Here is an 18,099-nt window from a genome sequence, read left to right as displayed (position 1 = left end):
GATGGTGCTGGGCACCAGCAGCGGCGCCGGCAAGAGCTGGATCGCCACGGCCCTGTGCCGGCACTACGCCAACCAGGGCCTGAAGGTCGCGCCATTCAAGGCGCAGAACATGAGCAACAACGCCAGGGTTGTGGCGGGCGCTGATGGGGCTGTTTCGCCCAGCGAGGCAGGCGACGGCGGCGGGGGCCACCCGGCCGCCGGGCCGCTCCCAAGGCGGGGTGCGGCCCCCTCGGGGCTGAGGGCTGCGGCTCCGGGCTCGCCTGCGCGAGCCTGGACAGCCCGAAGAGGAGCTGGCTCTGACAGCTCTGCGGCCTGCAAGGCCAGCGCACCATGCGCAGCAGGGGAGCGTGGCGGCCACATCCTCGGTGAAATCGGCTCCGCCCAATACTTCCAGGCCCTGGCCGCGCGCGCCGTGCCCGACGTGCGCATGAACCCGCTGCTGCTCAAGCCCGAGGCCGACACGCGCAGCCAGGTGGTGCTGCTGGGGCAGGTCGACCGCGAGCTGTCGGCCCTGCCCTGGCGCGGGCGCAGCGAGCGCGTGTGGCCGCAGATCGCCGCCGCGCTCGACGCCTTGCGCGCCGAAAACGACGTGGTGGTGATCGAAGGCGCGGGCTCGCCGGCCGAGATCAACCTGACGGCCAGCGACGTGGTGAACCTGCGCGTGGCGCGCCATGCCGACGCGCGCTGCCTGCTGGTGACCGACATCGACCGCGGCGGCGCGTTTGCCCACCTGTACGGCACCTGGGCATTGATGGCTGAAGAAGATCGCGCGCGCATCCGCGGCTTCGTGCTGGACAAATTTCGTGGTGATGCCAGCCTGCTGGCGCCCGCGCCCGAGCAATTGCAGGCCTTGACCGGCGTGCCCACGGTGGCGGTGGTGCCGATGCGCTTTGGACATGGGCTGCCGGAGGAAGATGGCGTGTTTGACGAGAGGCGCGCCGTACCCTCACCCCAACCCTCTCCCGCCAGCGGGAGAGGGAGCGAACAGCCCGCTGCGCGGAACGCATCGTGCGCCTCATCCCAGCCATCTCCCCAGAGGGACGAGGGAGCAAGACTGGCGTCCGCCCACCCCGCCGCGGCTTTGCTCCCTCTCCCGCTGGCGGGAGAGGGCAGGGGTGCGGGTCTTTCTCCTTCCCCCTCTGGGGGACGGCCGGGATGGGGGCCAGCGTCCTCAATCCGCATCGCCATCGTCGCCTATCCCCGCATCAGCAATCTCGACGAATTCCAGCCGCTCAAGAACGTGCCCGGCGTGCATTTGACCTGGGCGCGCCACCCGGCCGCGCTGGCGCGCGCTGACTGGATCATCCTGCCCGGCAGCAAGGCCACCGCCGCCGATCTGGCCTGGCTGCGCGCGCAAGGGCTGGACGCGGCCATTGCCGCACACGCGGCGCGCGGTGGGCGCGTGCTGGGCATCTGCGGCGGCTTGCAGATGCTGGGCGAGGCGCTGATTGATGTGCACGGCGTGGAGCCGGTTTTCGCCGCCGGGCCGCCCCAAGGCGAAAACGCGGCCCCCTTGGAGGGCAGCGCAACACGCGCAGCGGTGGAGCGTGGGGGTGATTTCTGCAATGGGCCGGGGCTGGGCCTGCTGCCGCTGGTCACGCGCTTCGAGCTTGACAAGACCGTGCGCCACGCCACGCAGCGATTTGGCACGCTCGCAGGGGCCTGGTCGGCGCTGTCGAACGTGACCGTATCAGGCTACGAAATCCACAGCGGCCGCACGGTGCAGCACCCGGCCATGGCCGCCAAGGGCGATGTGGCGCGCGAGGTGATGGCCGGCCTGGCCTGGCAAAACGGCGCGGGCAATGTGCTGGGCGTGTACCTGCACGGCCTGTTCGAGGATGCCGCCGTGCTGCGCGCCTTGTTTGGTGCCGGCGCGCCCGCGCTGGACGCGGTGTTCGACGGCCTGGCCGATGAGATCGAGCGCGCCTTTGCGCCCGGCGTGCTCCAATCCCTGGTTCAACCTGGAAACGGCAGTTGACCGCTTTCAAACATCACGAGAGCCGCATGGACATTGGACCTGTCTGCTTCGTTGCGACTCACCCGTGGGGTGACAGCGCTACGCACTCGCCAGCACCGCGCTCGGTGCGCCATGCCGCGTTGCTTCTCCTTGCGGGCAACAGCCCGCCGCGTCGGCGCGCCTTGCCTGGCACACCGATCACGGCACTGGCAAGTGCGTCCAACTGCCGTCTCCAGGTTCAATGACGCACGCAGACAAAGGCCCGCGTGTGATATGGAAATTGGAGCATCTGCCGCCCGCGCAGCGCGGGGTGCGAGGCAATCAGGTCCTCGATCTGCGCGCGCACCCGCGCCTGTTCGTGCTCGGGCAGCGCCGCAATGAAGCTGACCGACATGAAGCGATCGACGATGACCTGCTGCGGTGGGCCTTCGTGCGTGTAGGCGAACACGCTCTCTTGCAGGGGACCGAAGGCGGGGTGCGGAAAGGCCTGGCGCCAGCTGCCCTTGTGAAAGCGCGGCGCGTCGCCTTCGTGCGGCGTGACGATGCGCGTGAGCTCGGCCACCCAGTCCACCGACTCGTCGCGCACGTTCCACACCAGGCCCAGCCGGCCGCCGGGCTTGAGCACGCGCGCAAATTCATCCAGCGCGGCGCGCGTGGCAAACCAGTGGAAGGCCTGCGCGCAGACGATGGCGTCCAGCGCCGCATCGGCCAGCGGCAGCGCATCGGCCGTGCCGGGCAGAGCGCGCACGGCGGGCTGCGCGGCGGCCAGCTGCGCGCGCATGGCATCCACCGGCTCGACAGCGATCACCTGCGCCCCGGTGGCCGTCAGCAGCGGCGTGAACTTGCCCGTGCCCGCACCCACGTCGGCCACCACGCGCCCGAGGCCCAGGCCCAGCGCATCGCGCAGCCAGCCGCCCAGCGCGGCCGGATAGTCGGGCCGCCCACGCGCGTAAGCGTCGGCGTGTTTTTCAAATCCTTGCCGCGCGGCGGCGTGCACTGAATCGGACATATGAGGGCGCTTTCTCTTCCATCCATCGACGACCTGCATGATGCCGCACTGGTGGCCGCCCTGCGCCACAAGATCGACCGCAAGACCGTGCCGCAGGGCGCACTGGGCCGCATGGCGGCACTGGCGCAGCGGCTGGGACAGATCCTGGGCACGACCGAGCCGCATCTTGCGCAGCCGCAGCTGCTGGTGTTTGCCGCCGACCACGGCATTGCCGCGCGCGGCGTGTCGGCCTATCCGAGCGACGTGACCCGGCAGATGGTGGGCAACTTTCTGGCCGGCGGCGCGCTGGTCAGCGTGCTGGCGCGCCAGCACGGCATTGCCCTGAGCGTGGTGGACTGCGGCGTGCGCGGCGACTTTGCGCCGGCACCCGGCCTCCTGAGCCGCAAGATCGCCCACGGCACGGCCGACTGCAGCGCCGGCCCCGCCATGTCACCGGCGCAGTGCGCGCAGGCGCTGCAAAACGGCGTGGACATCGTGCGCGCCTTGCCCGGCAACGCCCTGCTGCTGGGCGAGATGGGCATCGGCAACACCAGCGCCGCCGCGCTGCTGGTGGCGCGACTGGGCGGCGTGGACGTGACCGACGTCACGGGCGCGGGCACCGGGCTCGACGCGGCGGGCATCGCGCGCAAGACCGCCGTGCTGCGCCAGGCGCTGGCGGCCAACGCCGGTGCGACCGACGTGTTGGCGGCACTGGCCGCGCTGGGCGGCTTCGAGATCGCCACCATGGTCGGCAGTGTGCTGCAGGCGGCAGCCGAGCGGCGCGTGATCGTGGTCGATGGCTTCATCGCGAGCGCCGCCGTGCTGGTGGCCTGCAAGCTGGCGCCCCATGTGCTGCAACGCTGCGTGTTTGCGCACCGCTCGGATGAGCGCGGCCACGCGCGGCTGCTGCAATTGCTGAATGCGGAACCGTTGTTGGACTTGGCCCTGCGCGTGGGCGAAGGCAGCGGCGCCGCGCTGGCCTGGCCGCTGCTGGTGTCGGCCTGCACCATCCTGAACGAGATGGCCAGCTTCGAGTCGGCGGGCGTGTCGGACAAGTCCTGAAAATTTGGGAGCCAGAAAACCGGACGCAGAGGACGCAAAGGATTCGCAAAGGACGCAAAAGGAATCCATTTGAATTTTCTTTTTTTGCGCCTTCTGCGTCATCTTTGCGTCCTCTGCGTCCGGCTGTTTCTTCTAACATCCGCAAGTCAACAAGGAGCACACGCTTGAAAACATGGAAGAAGCTCACCCTCGGCACGCTGGTCGTGCTGGTCATTGCCGCCGTCGCCGGCTGGTTCAGCCTGGACAAGGAAACGCGCGGGCTGCTGGCCACGGTGCCGACCAACCGCAACATCCTGTTCTGGAGCCAGTCGCAGCGCGATGCGGCCTTTCGCGCCATGGACCGCATCCCGCTGCTGGCCAAGTGGCACACCGCGCTGCCCGGGCCTTCGCCGCGGCCGCTGCCCGAGGGCGCGCCGCTCAAGCTGGCGGTGGACGTGGATGCCTACATGACCAACCAGCACGGCGCGGCCCTGCTGATCGTGCAAGGCGGCAAGCTGCGCCTGGAGCGCTACGGCCTGGGCTTTGACGGCAACGGCCGCTGGACCAGCTTTTCGGTCGCCAAGTCCTTCACCTCCACCCTGGTGGGCGCGGCGCTGAAGGACGGCCTGATCAAGAGCATGGACGACAAGGTGAGCGACTACCTGCCGGACATGAAGGGCTCGGCCTACGACGACGTGAGCGTGCGCCAGTTGCTGACGATGACCTCGGGCGTCGCCTGGAACGAGGACTATGACGATCCCAAGTCCGACGTGGCGCGCTTCAACAACCACGTGCCCGAGCCGGGTGTGGACGCGCTGGTCAGCTACATGCGCAAGCTGCCGCGCGCGGCCCCGGCCGGAACGCGCTGGAACTACAGCACGGGCGAGACCAACCTGGTGGGCGTGATGCTGATGGCCGCCATCAAGAAGCCGCTGGCCGAATACCTGCAAGAGAAAATCTGGCAACCCGTGGGCATGGAGCAGGAGGCGACCTGGCTGCTGTCCAAGACCGGCAAGGAGATCAGCGGCTGCTGCATCCAGGCCACGCCGCGCGACTACGCGCGCTTTGGCCAGTTCATTCTGGAGGGCGCCAAGGTGGGCGGCGAGCCGCTGGTGCCCGAAGGCTGGCTGCACGAGGCCACGCACAAGCAGGCCGACATCGGCACGCCGGGGCGCGGCTATGGCTATCAGTGGTGGACCTATGACGACGGCAGCTTCACCGCGCGCGGCATCTTTGGCCAGGGCATCTTCATCGACCCAAGGCGCCAGCTCGTCATCGTGACCAATTCCGACTGGGACAAGGCCGGCGCGGCGGGCAACCCGCAGTCGGCGGCGCGCGAGGCGTTCTACCAGGCGGTGCAGCAAGCCGTTGATGCCGAAGCCGCGGGGCGGTAAGGCGCGCCCCGAGACAAAGCACGACGTCGGGATCGCGCACAGCGCTGCGCAGTTGGTGCGACGCATCATGCGCGTCGGCCGGCCTCACAGTGGCGCGGTGCGGTCGAACCACGGCCGGGCGCGCTCGATGTCGGCAGCCAGTTGCAGCACCGTGGCGTCATCGGCAAAGCGGCCCACCAGTTGCACGCCGACGGGCAAGCCATCGGGCGTCCAGTGCAGCGGCAGGCTGATGGCGGGCTGACCGGTGGCGTTGAAGGCGCCGGTGAAGGGGCAAAAGGCCGCCATCGCCTGCTGAAAGCTCTCCAGCGTGTGCGTCTGGGTGGACAGCACGCCCAGCGCCGGCGGCGGCGTGGCGGTGGTCGGCGTCAGCAGCATGTCCACCGATTCGAAGAAGCGGCCGATGCGGCGCACCTGGGTGTTGATGCGCGCAAACTGGCTGGCGTAGGTGATGCCGCTCACCGAGCGGCCCAGGCGCACGGCCAGCCAGGTCAGGGGCTCCAGTTCGTCCTCGCGCGCTGCGCGGCCCAGCGCCGCTTCGCGCGCCTGCACCTGGGCAGCCAGGCCCGTCAGCAACAGCAGACTGCTGGCACTGCCCAGCTCGCCCGAATCGAATGGCGGTGCCCCTTCAATCACCTCGTGGCCGAGCTCACGCAGGCAGGCGACGGCGGTGCGCACGGCCGCCTGACATTCGGGGTCGATGGCGCGGTGCGCGAAGGTCTCGGTGGTGAAGGCGATGCGCAGGCGCCGGGGCGGGCGTGCGATGAGCGCCAGAAATGGCTCGGCCGGGCGCGCGGTGAAGTAGGGCGCGCCGGCATCGGGGCCGGCCGTGGCGTCCAGCAGCGCGGCGCAGTCGCGCACCGAGCGCGTGACGGCGTGCTCGTGGCTCAGGCCGTGGCTGGCCTCGCCCCGGTGCGGGCCGGTGGGCAGCAGGCCGCGCGTGGGCTTGAGCCCGACCAGGCCGTTGCATGCCGCCGGAATGCGGATCGAGCCACCGCTGTCGGTGGCGTGGCTGGCCGGCACGATGCCCGCGGCCACGGCGGCCGCCGCGCCGCCGCTGGAGCCGCCGGCGCTGTGCCCCAGCGCCCAGAGGTTGCGCGTGGGGCCGGTGAGCAGCGGCTCGGTGGACGCGCTCATGCCGAACTCCGGCGTGGCCGTGCGGCCCAGGATGCGCAGCCCGGCGCGGCGCAGGCGCGCCACGGTCTCGCTGTCGAAGTCCATCCGCTGATCGGCAAACAGCCGGCTGCCGTGCGTGAGTGGCATGCCCTGCACCGGCGCGTGCAGGTCCTTGATGAAATAGGGCACGCCGCCCAGCGGCCCGGCGGGCGTGGCGCGCCGCGCGGCGTCGATGGCCGCATCGCTCAGGTGCGTGACGGCGTTGACCTGTGGGTTGATGGCGTGCAGGCGCGCGAGTGCGGCGTCGAGCACCTCATGGCTGGACAAGTCGCCGCGCCGGATGGCCTGCGCCAGGCCGAGCGCGTCAAAGCGGCGGTATTCGTCGAAGCGCAGGCTCATCAGCGCGCCCCGGTGACCACGGCCATGGCTTCGATCTCCAGGCGCCCGCCCAGCGCCAGCTGGCAGCCGCCAAACGCGCTGCGCGCCGGGTAGGGGGCACTGAAGTGGCGCCGGTAGATGGTGTTGAAGGCTGGCCAGTCGTTCATGTCGGCCAGCATCACGGTGCACTTGACCACGTCGCTCATGGCAAAGCCGTGGTGCTCGAGCGCCTGGCGAATGTTGCGCAGCGCCTGCTCGGCCTCGGCCGCCATGCCGCCGGGCGCCAGTTGCAGCGTGCCGGGCAGGGTGCCCATCTGGCCCGACAGGTACAGCGTGCCGTCGACCCGCACGATCTCCGAGAAGGGCAGCCCCAGCGCCGCGAAGCCGGGTGAGTTGAGGTGTTGAACAACAGGCATGGCGTGATGGAGGTTGGGGTGGTGGGCGTGCGCAGGGGCCTTCGCTGCATTGTGCACAGGGCCGCGGCGGATTGGCCCGATGCCTACAATCCGCGGGGCCCGGCCGGTCCGGTGCCCATGGCGGCGCGCCAGGCGCCGCCCAGGCTTGTTTGTTCGATGAACGCATTGCGCCACTTTCTGCTCGCCCTTCAGTTTTTTACCCGTATCCCCGTTGCCGGTCGGCTGGCGGCGTGGGTGGGCTACAGCCCCGCCATGCTGAACGCCAGCGCGGGGCATTTTCCGGGCGTGGGCTGGGTGGTGGGCGCGGCGGGCGCGGCCGTGCTGTGGGCGGCCTTGCCCGTGTGGGGCGCGTGGGTCGCGGCGCTGCTGTCCACCGCCGCCACGGTCTGGCTGACGGGCGCTTTTCATGAGGACGGCCTGGCCGACACCGCCGATGCGCTGGGCGGCCAGGTCAGCCGCGAGCGCGCGCTGGAGATCATGAAGGACTCGCGCATCGGCAGCTATGGCACGGTGGCGCTGCTGCTGGCGCTGGGCTTGAAGCTGGCGCTGCTGGCCTCGATCGCGCAGCGCGGCGCGGCCTTGGCCGCAGCGGCGCTGCTGGCCGCGCACGTGCTGTCGCGCGCGGCGCCGCTGGTGGTGATGCGCGCGCTGCCCTACGTCAGCGACGCGGCGCAGGCCAAGTCCAAGCCGCTGGCCGAAGCGGTTTCGGCGCGCGGTGCGTGGACCGGGGTGTTGTGGTCCATCCCGGCGGTGGCGCTTGTGTGGCAAGCGCAAGACGCTATGAACTTTGCAGTCACCGGTTTGTTGTGGTGCCTGGCCCTGGCGGCCATGCTGCGCCTGTTGCGCCGGCGCCTGCAGGGCTTTACCGGCGACACGCTGGGCGCCACGCAGCAGCTGTGCGAACTGGCGCTGTACCTGGGCCTGGCGGCGCGACTGCCATGAAGCTGTGGCTGGTGCGCCATGCCGAGGTGGACTTGCCCGCCGGCATCTGCTATGGCCAGAGCGACGTGCCCGCGCGAATGGATGCCACCCGCCGCGCCGCCGCCCGGCTGGCGCGCGAGTTGCCGCACGGTGCCACGCTGCGCGTATCGACGCTACAAAGATGCGAGCTGCTTGCGCAGGAGCTGCGGGCGCTGCGACCCGATTTGGCCTTGAAACCCGACGCGAGCCTGCGCGAGATGGACTTTGGCGCCTGGGAAGGCGAACGCTGGTCCGCCATCCCGCGCGCCGAGTTCGACGCGTGGCTGGCCGACTTCGCCCACGTGCGCCCCGGCGGCGGCGAATGCGTGGCCGAGCTGATGGCCCGCGTGGCCACCGCCTGGGACGCTTGGCAGCGGCGCCGACGCGACGCCGTGTGGATCACCCACGCCGGCGTGGTGCGCGCGGTGCGCCTGCTGGAGCGCGGCGTGCGACTGCCCACCGCGGCCGGCGACTGGCCGGCCGAGCCGCTGGCCTTTGGCACGGCCTGGGTGATCGAGCGTTGAGCATCAAAACCCCATGCCGCGCACGCTGGCCTCGATGGCGGCGGCCGCAGCCAGTGGCTTTTCCATCGGGAACAGGTGCGTGCCCTCCAGCATCATCACGCGCCCCTTGGCCAAGCGGGCGGTGGCCTGCACGCCGCCCACCTGCTTCATCTCGGCCGACTGCAGGCCGCCGACAAAGGCCAGCGGGCACTTGAGCGGGTGGCGGCGCAGCAGGCCGTCCAGGTTGTGCGGCAGGGTCTCGTAGATGCGCGACTCGATCTCGCGCTCGAACGCCAGGCGCCAGGTGCCGTCGGCGTCCACCGTGCCGTGATCGACGTAGTCGCGCAACACCTGCGGGTCCCAGCGGGCAAACAGCTTCTTGCCGGCGAAGTGTTGATACACGGCCTCGCGGTCGTCCCACTGGTCGCGCCGGCGGCGGCTGGTTTGCGCGGGCGAGAAGCGCTGCATCAGCGCCGTGCGCTTGACCACGCGCACCGCGCCGGCGCGCCAGCCGCCCAGCACGGGCGAGTCGAGCATGACCACCGCGCGCGCCAGCTCGGGGTGGCGCGCGGCGCACATCAGGCTGAGGATGCCGCCCAGCGAATGGCCCACCAGAATGGGGGCCTGCCCCTTGTCCGCGGCTTTTTGCTGCGCGGCAAAGTCGGCCAGTTGTTGCACCAGGTGCGGCCAGTTGTCGGTGACGGGGTAGTGCGGGTCGTGGCCGAATTTTTCGATGGCGGCCACGGGGTAGCCGCGTGTGCGCAGGCTGCCCAGCATCACGCCGTAGGTGCTGGCCGGAAAGCTGTTGCCGTGGGAGAAGACGATGGAGGTCATGGGCAGGGAGGGGAAAAGGCAACTGCGAAGTGTAGAGCCCGCAGTCCCGATAATCACCCATGACCAAGACATCTCCCAAGGCGCTCACGCCGTCTTCTCCGCCGGCGGACAGCGGCGCCGCCCCGTTTTCCGCGCTGCCCCTGGCGCCCGCCATGCAAGCCAACCTGCAACAGCTGGGCTACCTGGAGATGACCCCCATCCAGGCCGCCAGCCTGCCGCTGGCGCTGCAGGGCAAGGACCTGATCGCCCAGGCCAAGACCGGCAGCGGCAAGACGGCGGCTTTTGCCCTGGCTCTGCTGGCCCGGCTGGACGTGCGGCGCTTTGCCGTGCAGGCGCTGGTGCTGTGCCCCACGCGCGAGCTGGCCGACCAGGTCACGGCCGAGGTGCGTCGCCTGGCGCGGGCCGAGGACAACGTCAAGGTCGTCACCCTGTGCGGCGGCGTCCCGCTGCGCGGCCAGGCCGCCAGCCTGGAGCACGGCGCGCACATCGCCATCGGCACGCCGGGGCGCGTGCTGGACCACCTGTTTCGCGAAACCCTGAACCTGGACGCCGTGAACACCCTGGTGCTGGACGAGGCCGACCGCATGCTGGACATGGGCTTTCACGACGACATGGTCAAGGTCATGCGCCAGTGCCCCAAGGAGCGGCAGACGCTGCTGTTCTCGGCCACCTACCCCGACGACATCGCGCGGCTGGCCAGGCAGTTCATGCGCGATCCGCAGACCGTCAAGGTCGACGCCCGGCACGCGCCCCAGCACATCCGCGAGCTGTTTTTTGAGGTGAAGCCCGCCGAGCGCCTGCCCACCGTGGCCAAATTGCTCAACCACTTCAGGCCCGAGAGCACGCTCGCCTTTTGCAACACGCGCGAGCAGTGCCGCGCGCTGGTGGCGCTGCTGCAAGGCCAGGGCTTTGACGCGCTGGCCCTGCACGGCGAGCTGGAGCAGCGCGATCGTGACCAGGTGCTGGTGCAGTTTGCCAACCGCAGCTGCACGGTGCTGGTCGCCACCGACGTGGCCGCGCGCGGCCTGGACATCACGCAACTGGCCGCCGTGATCAACGTCGACATCACGCCCGATGCCGAGGTGCACGTGCACCGCATCGGGCGCACCGGCCGCGCCGGCGAGGCCGGCCTGGCGCTGGGCCTGGCGACGATGGAGGACATGGGCCGCATCGGCCGCATCGAGCAGTTCGTCGGCCACGCATCGCAGTGGCAGGCGGTGGACACGCTCACGCCCGCCAACGCAGCGCCGCTGCGCGCGCCCATGACCACGCTGCAGATCGTCGGCGGCCGCAAGGAAAAAATCCGCGCCGGCGACGTGCTGGGCGCGCTGACGGGTGAGGCCGGTTTCACGCGCGAGCAGGTGGGCAAGATCCAGGTGATGGAGTACGCCACCTACGTCGCCGTGGCACGCGAGATCGGGGAGCAGGCGCTGGCGCGGCTGAACGGCGGGCGCATCAAGGGCAGGAAGGTGACGGTGCGGGGGGTGGGGATCTCAGGAAAATGAAATTTCGCTTTCCTGATGGCCTTGAACGACCGGGTCAGCCCCCGGCGTTGATCAGGTTTGTCAGCAGAAGCGAGCGCGGCTGCGCAAAAGGGTTGACCACCGTCACGCCGCGCCAGGTAAAGCCGTCCTGAAAATCTTCCGACAGCAGCACCCGGCAGCGCTGCTCGGCGGTCACGGCGAGGATCAGGGCATCCCACGTCGGCAACTGGTGGTCCACCGTCAGGTCGAAGGCCGCTTGAAAGGCGGTCCAGCTGGAATCAGCCACTTCGAAGGTGTCGGCCCAACTCAGGACGGTTTCGCGCGCTTGCTCGGGTGGGCGCCGGGTTTTGGCGGTGAGCACCCGAAACAGCTCGCCGAGGGTTTGCGCCGGCAGCAGGGTCTGGTCGCTGGGCAGTTTCTTGATCAGTTGCCGCGCTGCCGCGCAGCGCGCGGCGTCGCCCAGGCCTTCGGCGTAGGCGAGGATGTTGGTGTCGAGGGCGACGCGCACCGATCAGCTCTCGTACAGCTCGCCCCGCGTCCAGTCGCGTTCACCGGTCGGTGCTTGTTGTTCGAGGCGTGCGAGCAGTCGCTTCTTGGCTGCCGCGCGCTCGGCCGCCAGTGCGCGCGGCTGGGCGATGGTTGCCACGGGTTTGCCGCGCGAGAGCACGGTGATGGTCTGGCCGGCCGCCACGTCGCGCAGCAGGGCGGAAAAGCGGCGGTTGGCCTCGGCGGCGGAAATGCTTTTCATGTCGCGGCCTATATGTAGTGTTGAAAACTACATTTTCTGCCGGCTCGATCCACGCCGTCAAGCAGGGGGCTTGCCGGGGCCATGTCGCCGCTTCAGCTCATACAGCGCCTCCAGCGCCTCGCGCGGGCTGAGGGCATCGGGGTCGATGGCGGCCAGCGCGGCGTCCAAGGCGCTGGGCTCGGGCGCAGCGGTTGCTGGCGGTGGCGCAAACAAATCGACCTGCGCCTGGTGCGCGGCCGCGCCTTGCTCCAGCTGCGCCAGCGCATGGCGCGCATGGTTGACCACGGCGGCGGGCACGCCGGCCAGGCGCGCCACTTGGATGCCGTAGCTGCGGCTGGCGGGGCCGGGTTGCAGCTCGTGCAGAAAGACGATGTCGTGGCCGCTTTCGGCGGCGGCCACATGGACGTTGAAGGCGCCGTGGTGCGTGGCCGGAAACTCGGTCAGCTCGAAGTAGTGCGTGGCGAACAGCGTGAAGGCCTGCACTTTGTCGTGCAGGTGCGTGGCGATGCCCGATGCCAGCGCCAGGCCATCAAAGGTACTGGTGCCGCGACCGATCTCGTCCATCAGCACCAATGACTGCGCCGTGGCGGTGTGCAGGATTTGCGCGGCCTCGGTCATCTCCAGCATGAAGGTGGACTGGGCGTTGGCCAGGTCGTCGGCGGCGCCGATGCGGGTGTGGATGGCGTCCAGCGGCCCCAGGCGGCAGCTTTGCGCGGGCACGTATGAGCCCATGCTGGCCAGCAGGGCGATCAGCGCGACCTGGCGCATGTAGGTGCTCTTGCCGCCCATGTTGGGGCCGGTGATGACTTGCATGCGCGCCTTGGGGCCCAGCAGCGTGTCGTTGGGGATGAAGGGTGCGCCGCTGGTCTCGGCCAGGCGCGCTTCGACCACGGGGTGTCGCCCGGCACGGATTTCGATGCTGGGCTCGCGCACGAAGCTGGGCGCGCACCAGTTCAGCGTGAGGGAGCGCTCGGCCAGCGCGCACAGGGCGTCGAGCGTGGCGATGGCGCCGGCAAAGCGCGTGAGCTGCGGCACGTGCGGCTGCAACTGGGCCAGCAATTGCTCGTACAGCCACTTCTCGCGCGCCAGGGCGCGCTCCTGCGCCGACAGCGCCTTGTCCTCGAAGGCCTTGAGCTCGGGCGTGATGAAGCGCTCGGCGTTTTTCAGCGTCTGGCGGCGGCGGTAGTCGTCGGGCACCTTGGCGGCCTGGCCGGCGCTGACTTCGATGTAGAAGCCGTGCACCTTGTTGAACTGCACGCGCAGGTTGGCGATGCCGGTACGCTGGCGCTCGCGCGCCTCCAGCTCCAGCAAAAAGGCGTCGCAATTACCGGCGATGGCGCGCAGCTCGTCCAGTTCGGCGTCCAGACCGGGGGCGATCACGCCGCCCTCGCGGATCAGCGCGGCGGGCTCGTCTTGCAGGGCGGCTTGCAGCAAGGCCAGGGCTTGGGCGGGGGGGTGCAGGTTTTCTGCAATGTGTGCCAACAGGGCAGGGCGCTCGCCGTGCTGCGAGGCAGGGGGTGCGCCCTCACCCCGACCCTCGCCCCGGGGGAGAGGGGGTAAAACCGGCGTAGCCGATCGCCCTCGCCCCTCTGGGGAGAGGGAGGCGTGAGGGGCGGGCGCACCATCAGGATGAGTGGTCAAAAGTGCCTCTGGCGTTTGTTGGACAAGCGCCAGCAGCTCTTGTTTTTGTAGTGCGTGGCGCAAAGCCACCAGCTCGCGCGGGCGCACCTGACTGAGGGCCAGGCGCGCCGTGATGCGCTCGACGTCGCTGGTGCCCTTGAGCGTGGCGCGCAGGCGCTGCCACAGGCCGCCTTCGCGCAGCGCGCCGATGGCCTGCAGGCGCGCGCTGGCAGCGTCGCGCGCGCGTTGCGGCGCCAGCAGCCAGCTTTTCAGCAGGCGGCTGCCCATGCCCGTCATGCAGGTGTCGAGCAGCGAAAACAGCGTGGGCGCGTCCTCGCCGCGCAGGGTCTGTACCAGCTCCAGGTTGCGGCGCGTGGTGGCGGGCAGCTCGATCAGCTCGCCCGGGCGCTCGACCGCCAGCGCGCGCACGTGGGTGAGGGCGCGGCCCTGCGTGTGCTCGGCGTAGGCCAGCAGCGCGGCGGCGGCGGCGTGGGCCTCGCGCAGGTCGTCGGCGCTCCAGGCGGTGAGGCTGGCGGTCTGCAACTGCTCCAGCAGCTTGCGCCGACCCAGCGCGGCGTCGAACTGGAAGGTGGGGCGGTGGGTGAGGGCGGCGCGTGCGTTGCCCAGGCGCTGCTCGAAGGCGGGCGGGGCGTCCTGCGGGAGCAGCAGCTCGCTGGGCGCAATGCGGTCGATCCATGCCGGCAGCGCATCGGCGGCGCACTCGGCCAGCTGCACCCGGCCCTGCGTCACGGCCAGCCAGGCCAGGCCCACGCGGCCCCGCGCGCCGGGGTGCACGGCCAGCAGCAGCGACTCGCTCTTGTCGCTCATCAGCTCGCTGTCGGTCAGCGTGCCGGGGGTGACCACGCGCACCACCTTGCGCTCCACCGGGCCCTTGCTGGTGGCCACGTCGCCCACCTGCTCGCAGATCGCCACCGACTCGCCCAGCCTGATCAGGCGCGCCAGATAGCCGTCAACCGAGTGAAACGGCACGCCCGCCATCGCGATCGGCTGGCCGGCCGACTGCCCGCGCGTGGTGAGCGTGATGTCCAGCAAGGCCGCGGCACGCTCGGCGTCCTGATAGAACATCTCGTAGAAGTCACCCATGCGGTAGAACAGCAGGGTGTCGGGGAAGTCGGCCTTCAGGCGCAGGTATTGCGCCATCATGGGGGTGTGTGCGGAGAGATCGGTTTCGGTCATGGAATGTGTTCAGGCCGGTGTCCGCATAGACTCGGCGTTTGTCATTGCGTGGACGCGGCGGCCGTGCCCGCAGTCTGCATCGCGCCCATGTCTGCATCACCAAATCCCGTAGCCCTGCCCGACTGGAACGACCGCCCCGATCCGCTGCTGCTGTTGACGATGGCGCTGGTGGGCGTGTTTGCGTTTTTGCAGGTCTATTCGGTGCAGTCGATTTTGCCTGAGCTGCAGCGCGACCTGAACGCCACCGTGGTGCAGATCGGCAGTGCCGTGGGAGCCACGGTGCTGGCGGTGGCGCTGGTGTCGCCGCTGATGGGTATGGCCTCGGATGCGCTGGGGCGCAAGGCGATGGTGGTCGCCTCGGTGTGCGCATTGGCGCTGCCGACGATGGCGATGATCCAGGTCGAGTCGGTGCATGGCCTGACGGTGCTGCGCTTTTTGCAAGGCCTGGCGGTGCCGGGGGTGACGGTGGTCACCATCGCCTACATCGGCGAGGAGTTTCGCGGCGCGGCCATGGCGCGGGTGATGGCGGTGTATGTGGCCGGCAACGTGCTGGGCGGGTTTCTGGGGCGCTTTGTGCTGGGCCACCTGACCGAGTGGATGAGCTGGCGCGCGGCTTTCGGCGTGCTGGGCGGGCTGAACCTGGCGGGCGCCGTGCTGGTCGGGCGGGTGCTGCCGGCCTCGCGCCATTTCGTGCCCAACCTGCGCCTGGGCGGCGCGCTGCGCACCTTGGGCGAGCTGCTGCGCCACCCGGGTCTGCAAGCGGCGTGCGCGCTGGGCCTGACGGTGCTGTTCGTGCAGGTGGGCATGTTCACCTACGTCAACTTTCATCTGGCGGGGGCGCCTTATCACTTCGGTCCGGCGGCGCTGGCGAATGTGTTTGCGGTGTATCTGATCGGCGTGGTGGTCACGCCGCTGGCCGGGCGCTGGATTGCGCGCCTGGGCGCGCGGCGCACCATCTTGCTGTCGGTGGGGCTGTCGGCGCTGGGCGTGGGGCTGACCCTGCTGCCAACGGCGGGCGGCGTGGTGGTGGCACTGGCGCTGGCCGCGTGCGGCACCTTCATCACCCAGTCGGCCACGCTGAGTTTTCTGGCCTATCGCATCACGCAGGGGCGTTCGCTGGCCAGCGGGCTGTATTACACGGCCTACTACCTGGGCGGTTTTGGCGGCGCCTGGGTGGGCGGCTTTGCGTATGCGCGCGGCGGCTGGCCGGGGACGGTGGCCTTGCTGCTGGGGGTGCAGGCGCTGGGTTGGGCGATCGCCTGGCGTTTCATGCCGCCGCCGCGGGTCCCGCCTGTGGCCGGATGATCCGGCCGGCGTCGCCGCGCACATGGGCGGCCAAGTCCTCGGCCAAGTGCAGGCTGCGGCATCAGCGGAATGCCGTCCAACCCTTTCGGGCAGCGTGTCAATGGGGGGGTGGGCTTGTCGGGTCCAGGGCGTCTATTGCAGAGCAGAATCGTCACGCGTCAGAGCGCGGCCAGCCCCGTGACGGCCGATTCGAAGGATACGAGGATGCGTTCGGCGCGGTCGGCAGCGGGCATGTCCGGCAGCGGCACTTCGCGAATCTTGCCGTCGAGCGCCGATACCCAGGCCAGACCCATCGCCTCGTTGACGCACAGGCCGATCGCTTCGCCAAAGCCCGAGGCCAGAATTTCCGGCCTGACGCCGCGCTCGCCAGGGCCGGGAATGGGGGCACGGTTCAGGGTGTTGCCGTTCGGCGGCGCGCCACGATCGGTCCAATACAGCCGGTCGCCTTCGACATGCAGGTCGATGGGTTCGGGCAGGTTTGTCCACAGCACTTCGATATCGCTGCGCGTGGCCGGCGTTTGTCCTTTGGGCAGCGTCAGGTTGGCGCGAAGGATACGACCCTGGCCGCCTTTGGACGGCCCTTTCTGACTCCAGTAAACGTGGCCGCGTTTCCGATCCACCGCGCAACCGACGCACTCCCCCAGACCCTGGTCGTCGCGTGGATTGACCACGACGTCTTCCAGGCCCGTCCCGTCAACGCGTACCCGGGAAACCTTGAAACCTTCCCGATCACCCCAGTACAGCGTGCCTGCACCGTCGCTGGCGAGCTGCTTGCCGGTCGTCAGGCCGCCAGACGGAACGACGTCGAAGGGCGCCGAACCGTCCAGCTTCATGCCATGCACACCACCGTTTTTCGGCGAGTAGTCACGACCCTTTTCGCTGCGATCGTTCGGGTCGACAATCGGCTTGCCCATCGTCGTCCAGTAGACGACACCGTTTTCCACGACGACGCCATCGGGCGCGTCGCCGGTGTTGTCGGTCAGGTCTTGCACCGAGCCATCGGCCAGGTCGATGCGCACGAGACGCTTGTAGCGGATCAGCAGGGCCAGCAATGCTTTCATGATGGTTTCTCGAAACGGCGGTTGCGGCGGGCGACGCATCTGGGCGCCGCACATCTGTCTGCGCAATCTTCAATCGAGCGTTGCGCCGGTCTGCTTGACGAGCCGGGCCCACACTTGTGCGTCGGCCTTGGCCTTGGCGGTGAACTCGTCGGGGCCGAGCGGTGCGGCTTCAAATCCGAAGCCGGCGATGCGTTCACGCACTTCAGGCAACTCGCAGGCTGCCTTCACTTCCGCGGCCAAGCGTTGAATGATGGGCTTGGGCGTCGCGCCCGGCACAGCCATCGCAATGAATCCAACAGTGCGGAACACGTCGTCCTTGACTCCCTGCTCGACGAAGGTCGGTACATTGGGCAGCAGGGGGAGACGCTTTTCGCCCGTGACGGCGATGGCCTTGAGTTTGCCGGCGTCGATCATCGACTTGGCCTGCACCGCGCTGCCAAATCCCATCGGCATCTGGCCGCCGATCAGGTCCTGGATCATTGGCGCTTCGCCCTTGTAGGCCACGTGGTTCATGTCTCCGCCGGTTATCTGGCTCAAGTGCGCGCCGCTCAGGTGCGACGCCGAGCCGATGCCGTAGGAGCCATAGGCAAGCTTGCCCTTTTTGGCCGTGATGTACTTCATCATCGACGGCACATCGGTGGCCGGCACGCTGGGGTGCACCAGCAGCGCGATCGGCGACGCCACGATCTGGGACACCAGCGCGATGTCCTTGTTGGGGTCGTAGGGTAGCTTCTTGAACAGGTACGGGTTGATCACGAACTGGGTGCTGAGGGCCACCAGGATCGTGTACCCGTCGGGGACGGACTTGGCGACCTTGTCCACGCCGATCAGCCCCGACGCGCCGGCCCTGTTGTCGACGACTACGTTCTGGCCGAGCTTCTTGCCTATTTTCTCGGCGATCAGTCGCGCCACGGCGTCGGTGCCGCCACCGGGTGGATACGGAACCACCATCGTGATCGGCTTGCTCGGGTACGACTGTGCGTGGGCCGCAGAGCCCAGCGATGCAGCGGTCAACAGGATGAGGCTTTCGCGGCGGGTCAGTCTCAGTGTCATGGGGGCTCCTGGGGTGGTGTGGAAAGGTTCTCGGATGGCACGAGGGC

General features: G+C 69.4%; 15 protein-coding genes and 2 pseudogenes. 8 read left to right on the top strand and 9 right to left on the bottom strand.

The window, feature by feature from the left end; genetic code table 11:
* Position 1: 1 nt before the first annotated feature.
* Both U1F38_RS13070 and U1F38_RS13065 read left to right on the top strand, forming a co-directional pair.
* A pseudogene (locus U1F38_RS13070) lies at positions 2-973 on the top strand (AAA family ATPase); the annotation flags it as partial.
* Between the two features lie 201 nt (positions 974-1,174).
* Positions 1,175-1,978, top strand: a pseudogene (locus U1F38_RS13065) (hypothetical protein); the annotation flags it as partial.
* 217 nt (positions 1,979-2,195) lie between these two features.
* On the opposite strand, the gene U1F38_RS13060 reads toward U1F38_RS13065, so the two are convergent.
* The gene (locus tag U1F38_RS13060) at positions 2,196-2,966 is read right to left on the bottom strand and encodes a class I SAM-dependent methyltransferase (RefSeq protein ID WP_409987513.1); all 771 of its coding nucleotides are present in this window, start codon (positions 2,964-2,966) and stop codon (positions 2,196-2,198) included.
* Between U1F38_RS13060 and cobT the strand changes: the two genes are divergently transcribed.
* Both cobT and U1F38_RS13050 read left to right on the top strand, forming a co-directional pair.
* The gene (gene cobT / locus U1F38_RS13055) at positions 2,967-4,007 is read left to right on the top strand and encodes a nicotinate-nucleotide--dimethylbenzimidazole phosphoribosyltransferase (RefSeq protein WP_409987512.1); all 1,041 of its coding nucleotides are present in this window, start codon (positions 2,967-2,969) and stop codon (positions 4,005-4,007) included.
* A gap of 164 nt (positions 4,008-4,171) precedes the next feature.
* Positions 4,172-5,380: a serine hydrolase domain-containing protein gene (locus tag U1F38_RS13050; RefSeq protein WP_409987511.1), complete on the top strand. Its 1,209-nt coding sequence runs from the start codon at positions 4,172-4,174 to the stop codon at positions 5,378-5,380.
* Positions 5,381-5,464: 84 nt separating this feature from the next.
* Here the strand turns inward: U1F38_RS13050 and U1F38_RS13045 are convergent, their stop codons facing one another.
* Entirely contained in the window at positions 5,465-6,892 is a 1,428-nt protein-coding gene (locus U1F38_RS13045) for an amidase (RefSeq protein WP_409987510.1), read from the bottom strand.
* Positions 6,892-7,287 carry a RidA family protein gene (locus U1F38_RS13040; protein ID WP_409987509.1) on the bottom strand — a complete coding sequence of 132 codons (396 nt, stop codon included), beginning with the start codon at positions 7,285-7,287 and terminating at the stop codon, positions 6,892-6,894. Before U1F38_RS13040 ends, U1F38_RS13045 begins: the two co-directional genes overlap by 1 nt.
* A gap of 156 nt (positions 7,288-7,443) precedes the next feature.
* On the opposite strand from U1F38_RS13040, the gene cobS reads away from it, so the two are divergent.
* Complete coding sequence (gene cobS, locus U1F38_RS13035) at positions 7,444-8,229, top strand: adenosylcobinamide-GDP ribazoletransferase (RefSeq protein WP_409987508.1); 786 nt, start codon at positions 7,444-7,446, stop codon at positions 8,227-8,229.
* Positions 8,226-8,771, top strand: coding sequence for a histidine phosphatase family protein (locus U1F38_RS13030; RefSeq protein ID WP_409987507.1), 546 nt, complete (start codon positions 8,226-8,228; stop codon positions 8,769-8,771). The genes cobS and U1F38_RS13030 overlap by 4 nt, the downstream gene beginning before the upstream one ends.
* 3 nt (positions 8,772-8,774) lie before the next feature.
* Here U1F38_RS13030 and U1F38_RS13025 read toward each other — a convergent pair whose 3' ends face one another.
* Positions 8,775-9,584: an alpha/beta hydrolase gene (locus U1F38_RS13025; protein ID WP_409987506.1), complete on the bottom strand. Its 810-nt coding sequence runs from the start codon at positions 9,582-9,584 to the stop codon at positions 8,775-8,777.
* Positions 9,585-9,643: 59 nt separating this feature from the next.
* Between U1F38_RS13025 and dbpA the strand changes: the two genes are divergently transcribed.
* Entirely contained in the window at positions 9,644-11,089 is a 1,446-nt protein-coding gene (dbpA, locus tag U1F38_RS13020) for an ATP-dependent RNA helicase DbpA (protein ID WP_409987505.1), read from the top strand.
* A 34-nt stretch (positions 11,090-11,123) separates the two neighbouring features.
* On the opposite strand, the gene U1F38_RS13015 is transcribed toward dbpA, so the two are convergent.
* The 3 genes from U1F38_RS13015 to mutS are packed head-to-tail and all read right to left on the bottom strand — an operon-like array spanning position 11,124 to position 14,633.
* On the bottom strand, positions 11,124-11,576 hold the full coding sequence (locus U1F38_RS13015; protein WP_409987504.1) for a PIN domain-containing protein: 453 nt from the start codon (positions 11,574-11,576) through the stop codon (positions 11,124-11,126).
* Between the two features lie 3 nt (positions 11,577-11,579).
* Positions 11,580-11,816 carry a type II toxin-antitoxin system Phd/YefM family antitoxin gene (locus U1F38_RS13010; protein WP_409987503.1) on the bottom strand — a complete coding sequence of 79 codons (237 nt, stop codon included), beginning with the start codon at positions 11,814-11,816 and terminating at the stop codon, positions 11,580-11,582.
* A gap of 57 nt (positions 11,817-11,873) precedes the next feature.
* Positions 11,874-14,633 (bottom strand): DNA mismatch repair protein MutS, encoded by a 2,760-nt coding sequence (gene mutS, locus U1F38_RS13005; RefSeq protein ID WP_409987502.1) that lies wholly within the window; start codon positions 14,631-14,633, stop codon positions 11,874-11,876.
* A gap of 87 nt (positions 14,634-14,720) precedes the next feature.
* Here mutS and U1F38_RS13000 point away from each other — a divergent pair, with 87 nt between their 5' ends.
* The gene (locus tag U1F38_RS13000) at positions 14,721-15,938 is read left to right on the top strand and encodes an MFS transporter (RefSeq protein ID WP_409987501.1); all 1,218 of its coding nucleotides are present in this window, start codon (positions 14,721-14,723) and stop codon (positions 15,936-15,938) included.
* Between the two features lie 158 nt (positions 15,939-16,096).
* Here U1F38_RS13000 and U1F38_RS12995 read toward each other — a convergent pair whose 3' ends face one another.
* Together U1F38_RS12995 and U1F38_RS12990 are read right to left on the bottom strand one after the other, a co-directional pair.
* Complete coding sequence (locus U1F38_RS12995) at positions 16,097-16,999, bottom strand: hypothetical protein (protein ID WP_409987500.1); 903 nt, start codon at positions 16,997-16,999, stop codon at positions 16,097-16,099.
* Between the two features lie 69 nt (positions 17,000-17,068).
* A complete protein-coding gene (locus U1F38_RS12990; protein ID WP_409987499.1) occupies positions 17,069-18,052 on the bottom strand; it encodes a Bug family tripartite tricarboxylate transporter substrate binding protein in 984 nt (327 codons plus the stop codon).
* Between the last annotated feature and the right edge of the window lie 47 nt (positions 18,053-18,099).

Source organism: Ottowia sp., from assembly GCF_046348305.1.
GTDB lineage: Bacteria > Pseudomonadota > Gammaproteobacteria > Burkholderiales > Burkholderiaceae_C > Ottowia.
Note: the sequence above shows the minus strand (reverse complement) of the source record. Positions and strands in the feature narration are given on the sequence as shown.

Bases quoted from the DNA above. Each gene is read 5' to 3' on its own strand.
- U1F38_RS13060 (WP_409987513.1), bottom strand. From the start codon at position 2,966: ATGTCCGATTCAGTGCACGCCGCCGCGCGGCAAGGATTTGAAAAACAC.
- cobT (WP_409987512.1), top strand. From the start codon at position 2,967: ATGAGGGCGCTTTCTCTTCCATCCATCGACGACCTGCATGATGCCGCA.
- U1F38_RS13045 (WP_409987510.1), bottom strand. From the start codon at position 6,892: ATGAGCCTGCGCTTCGACGAATACCGCCGCTTTGACGCGCTCGGCCTG.
- U1F38_RS13040 (WP_409987509.1), bottom strand. From the start codon at position 7,287: ATGCCTGTTGTTCAACACCTCAACTCACCCGGCTTCGCGGCGCTGGGG.
- cobS (WP_409987508.1), top strand. From the start codon at position 7,444: ATGAACGCATTGCGCCACTTTCTGCTCGCCCTTCAGTTTTTTACCCGT.
- U1F38_RS13030 (WP_409987507.1), top strand. From the start codon at position 8,226: ATGAAGCTGTGGCTGGTGCGCCATGCCGAGGTGGACTTGCCCGCCGGC.
- U1F38_RS13025 (WP_409987506.1), bottom strand. From the start codon at position 9,584: ATGACCTCCATCGTCTTCTCCCACGGCAACAGCTTTCCGGCCAGCACC.
- dbpA (WP_409987505.1), top strand. From the start codon at position 9,644: ATGACCAAGACATCTCCCAAGGCGCTCACGCCGTCTTCTCCGCCGGCG.
- U1F38_RS13010 (WP_409987503.1), bottom strand. From the start codon at position 11,816: ATGAAAAGCATTTCCGCCGCCGAGGCCAACCGCCGCTTTTCCGCCCTG.
- mutS (WP_409987502.1), bottom strand. From the start codon at position 14,633: ATGACCGAAACCGATCTCTCCGCACACACCCCCATGATGGCGCAATAC.
- U1F38_RS13000 (WP_409987501.1), top strand. From the start codon at position 14,721: ATGTCTGCATCACCAAATCCCGTAGCCCTGCCCGACTGGAACGACCGC.
- U1F38_RS12995 (WP_409987500.1), bottom strand. From the start codon at position 16,999: ATGAAAGCATTGCTGGCCCTGCTGATCCGCTACAAGCGTCTCGTGCGC.
- U1F38_RS12990 (WP_409987499.1), bottom strand. From the start codon at position 18,052: ATGACACTGAGACTGACCCGCCGCGAAAGCCTCATCCTGTTGACCGCT.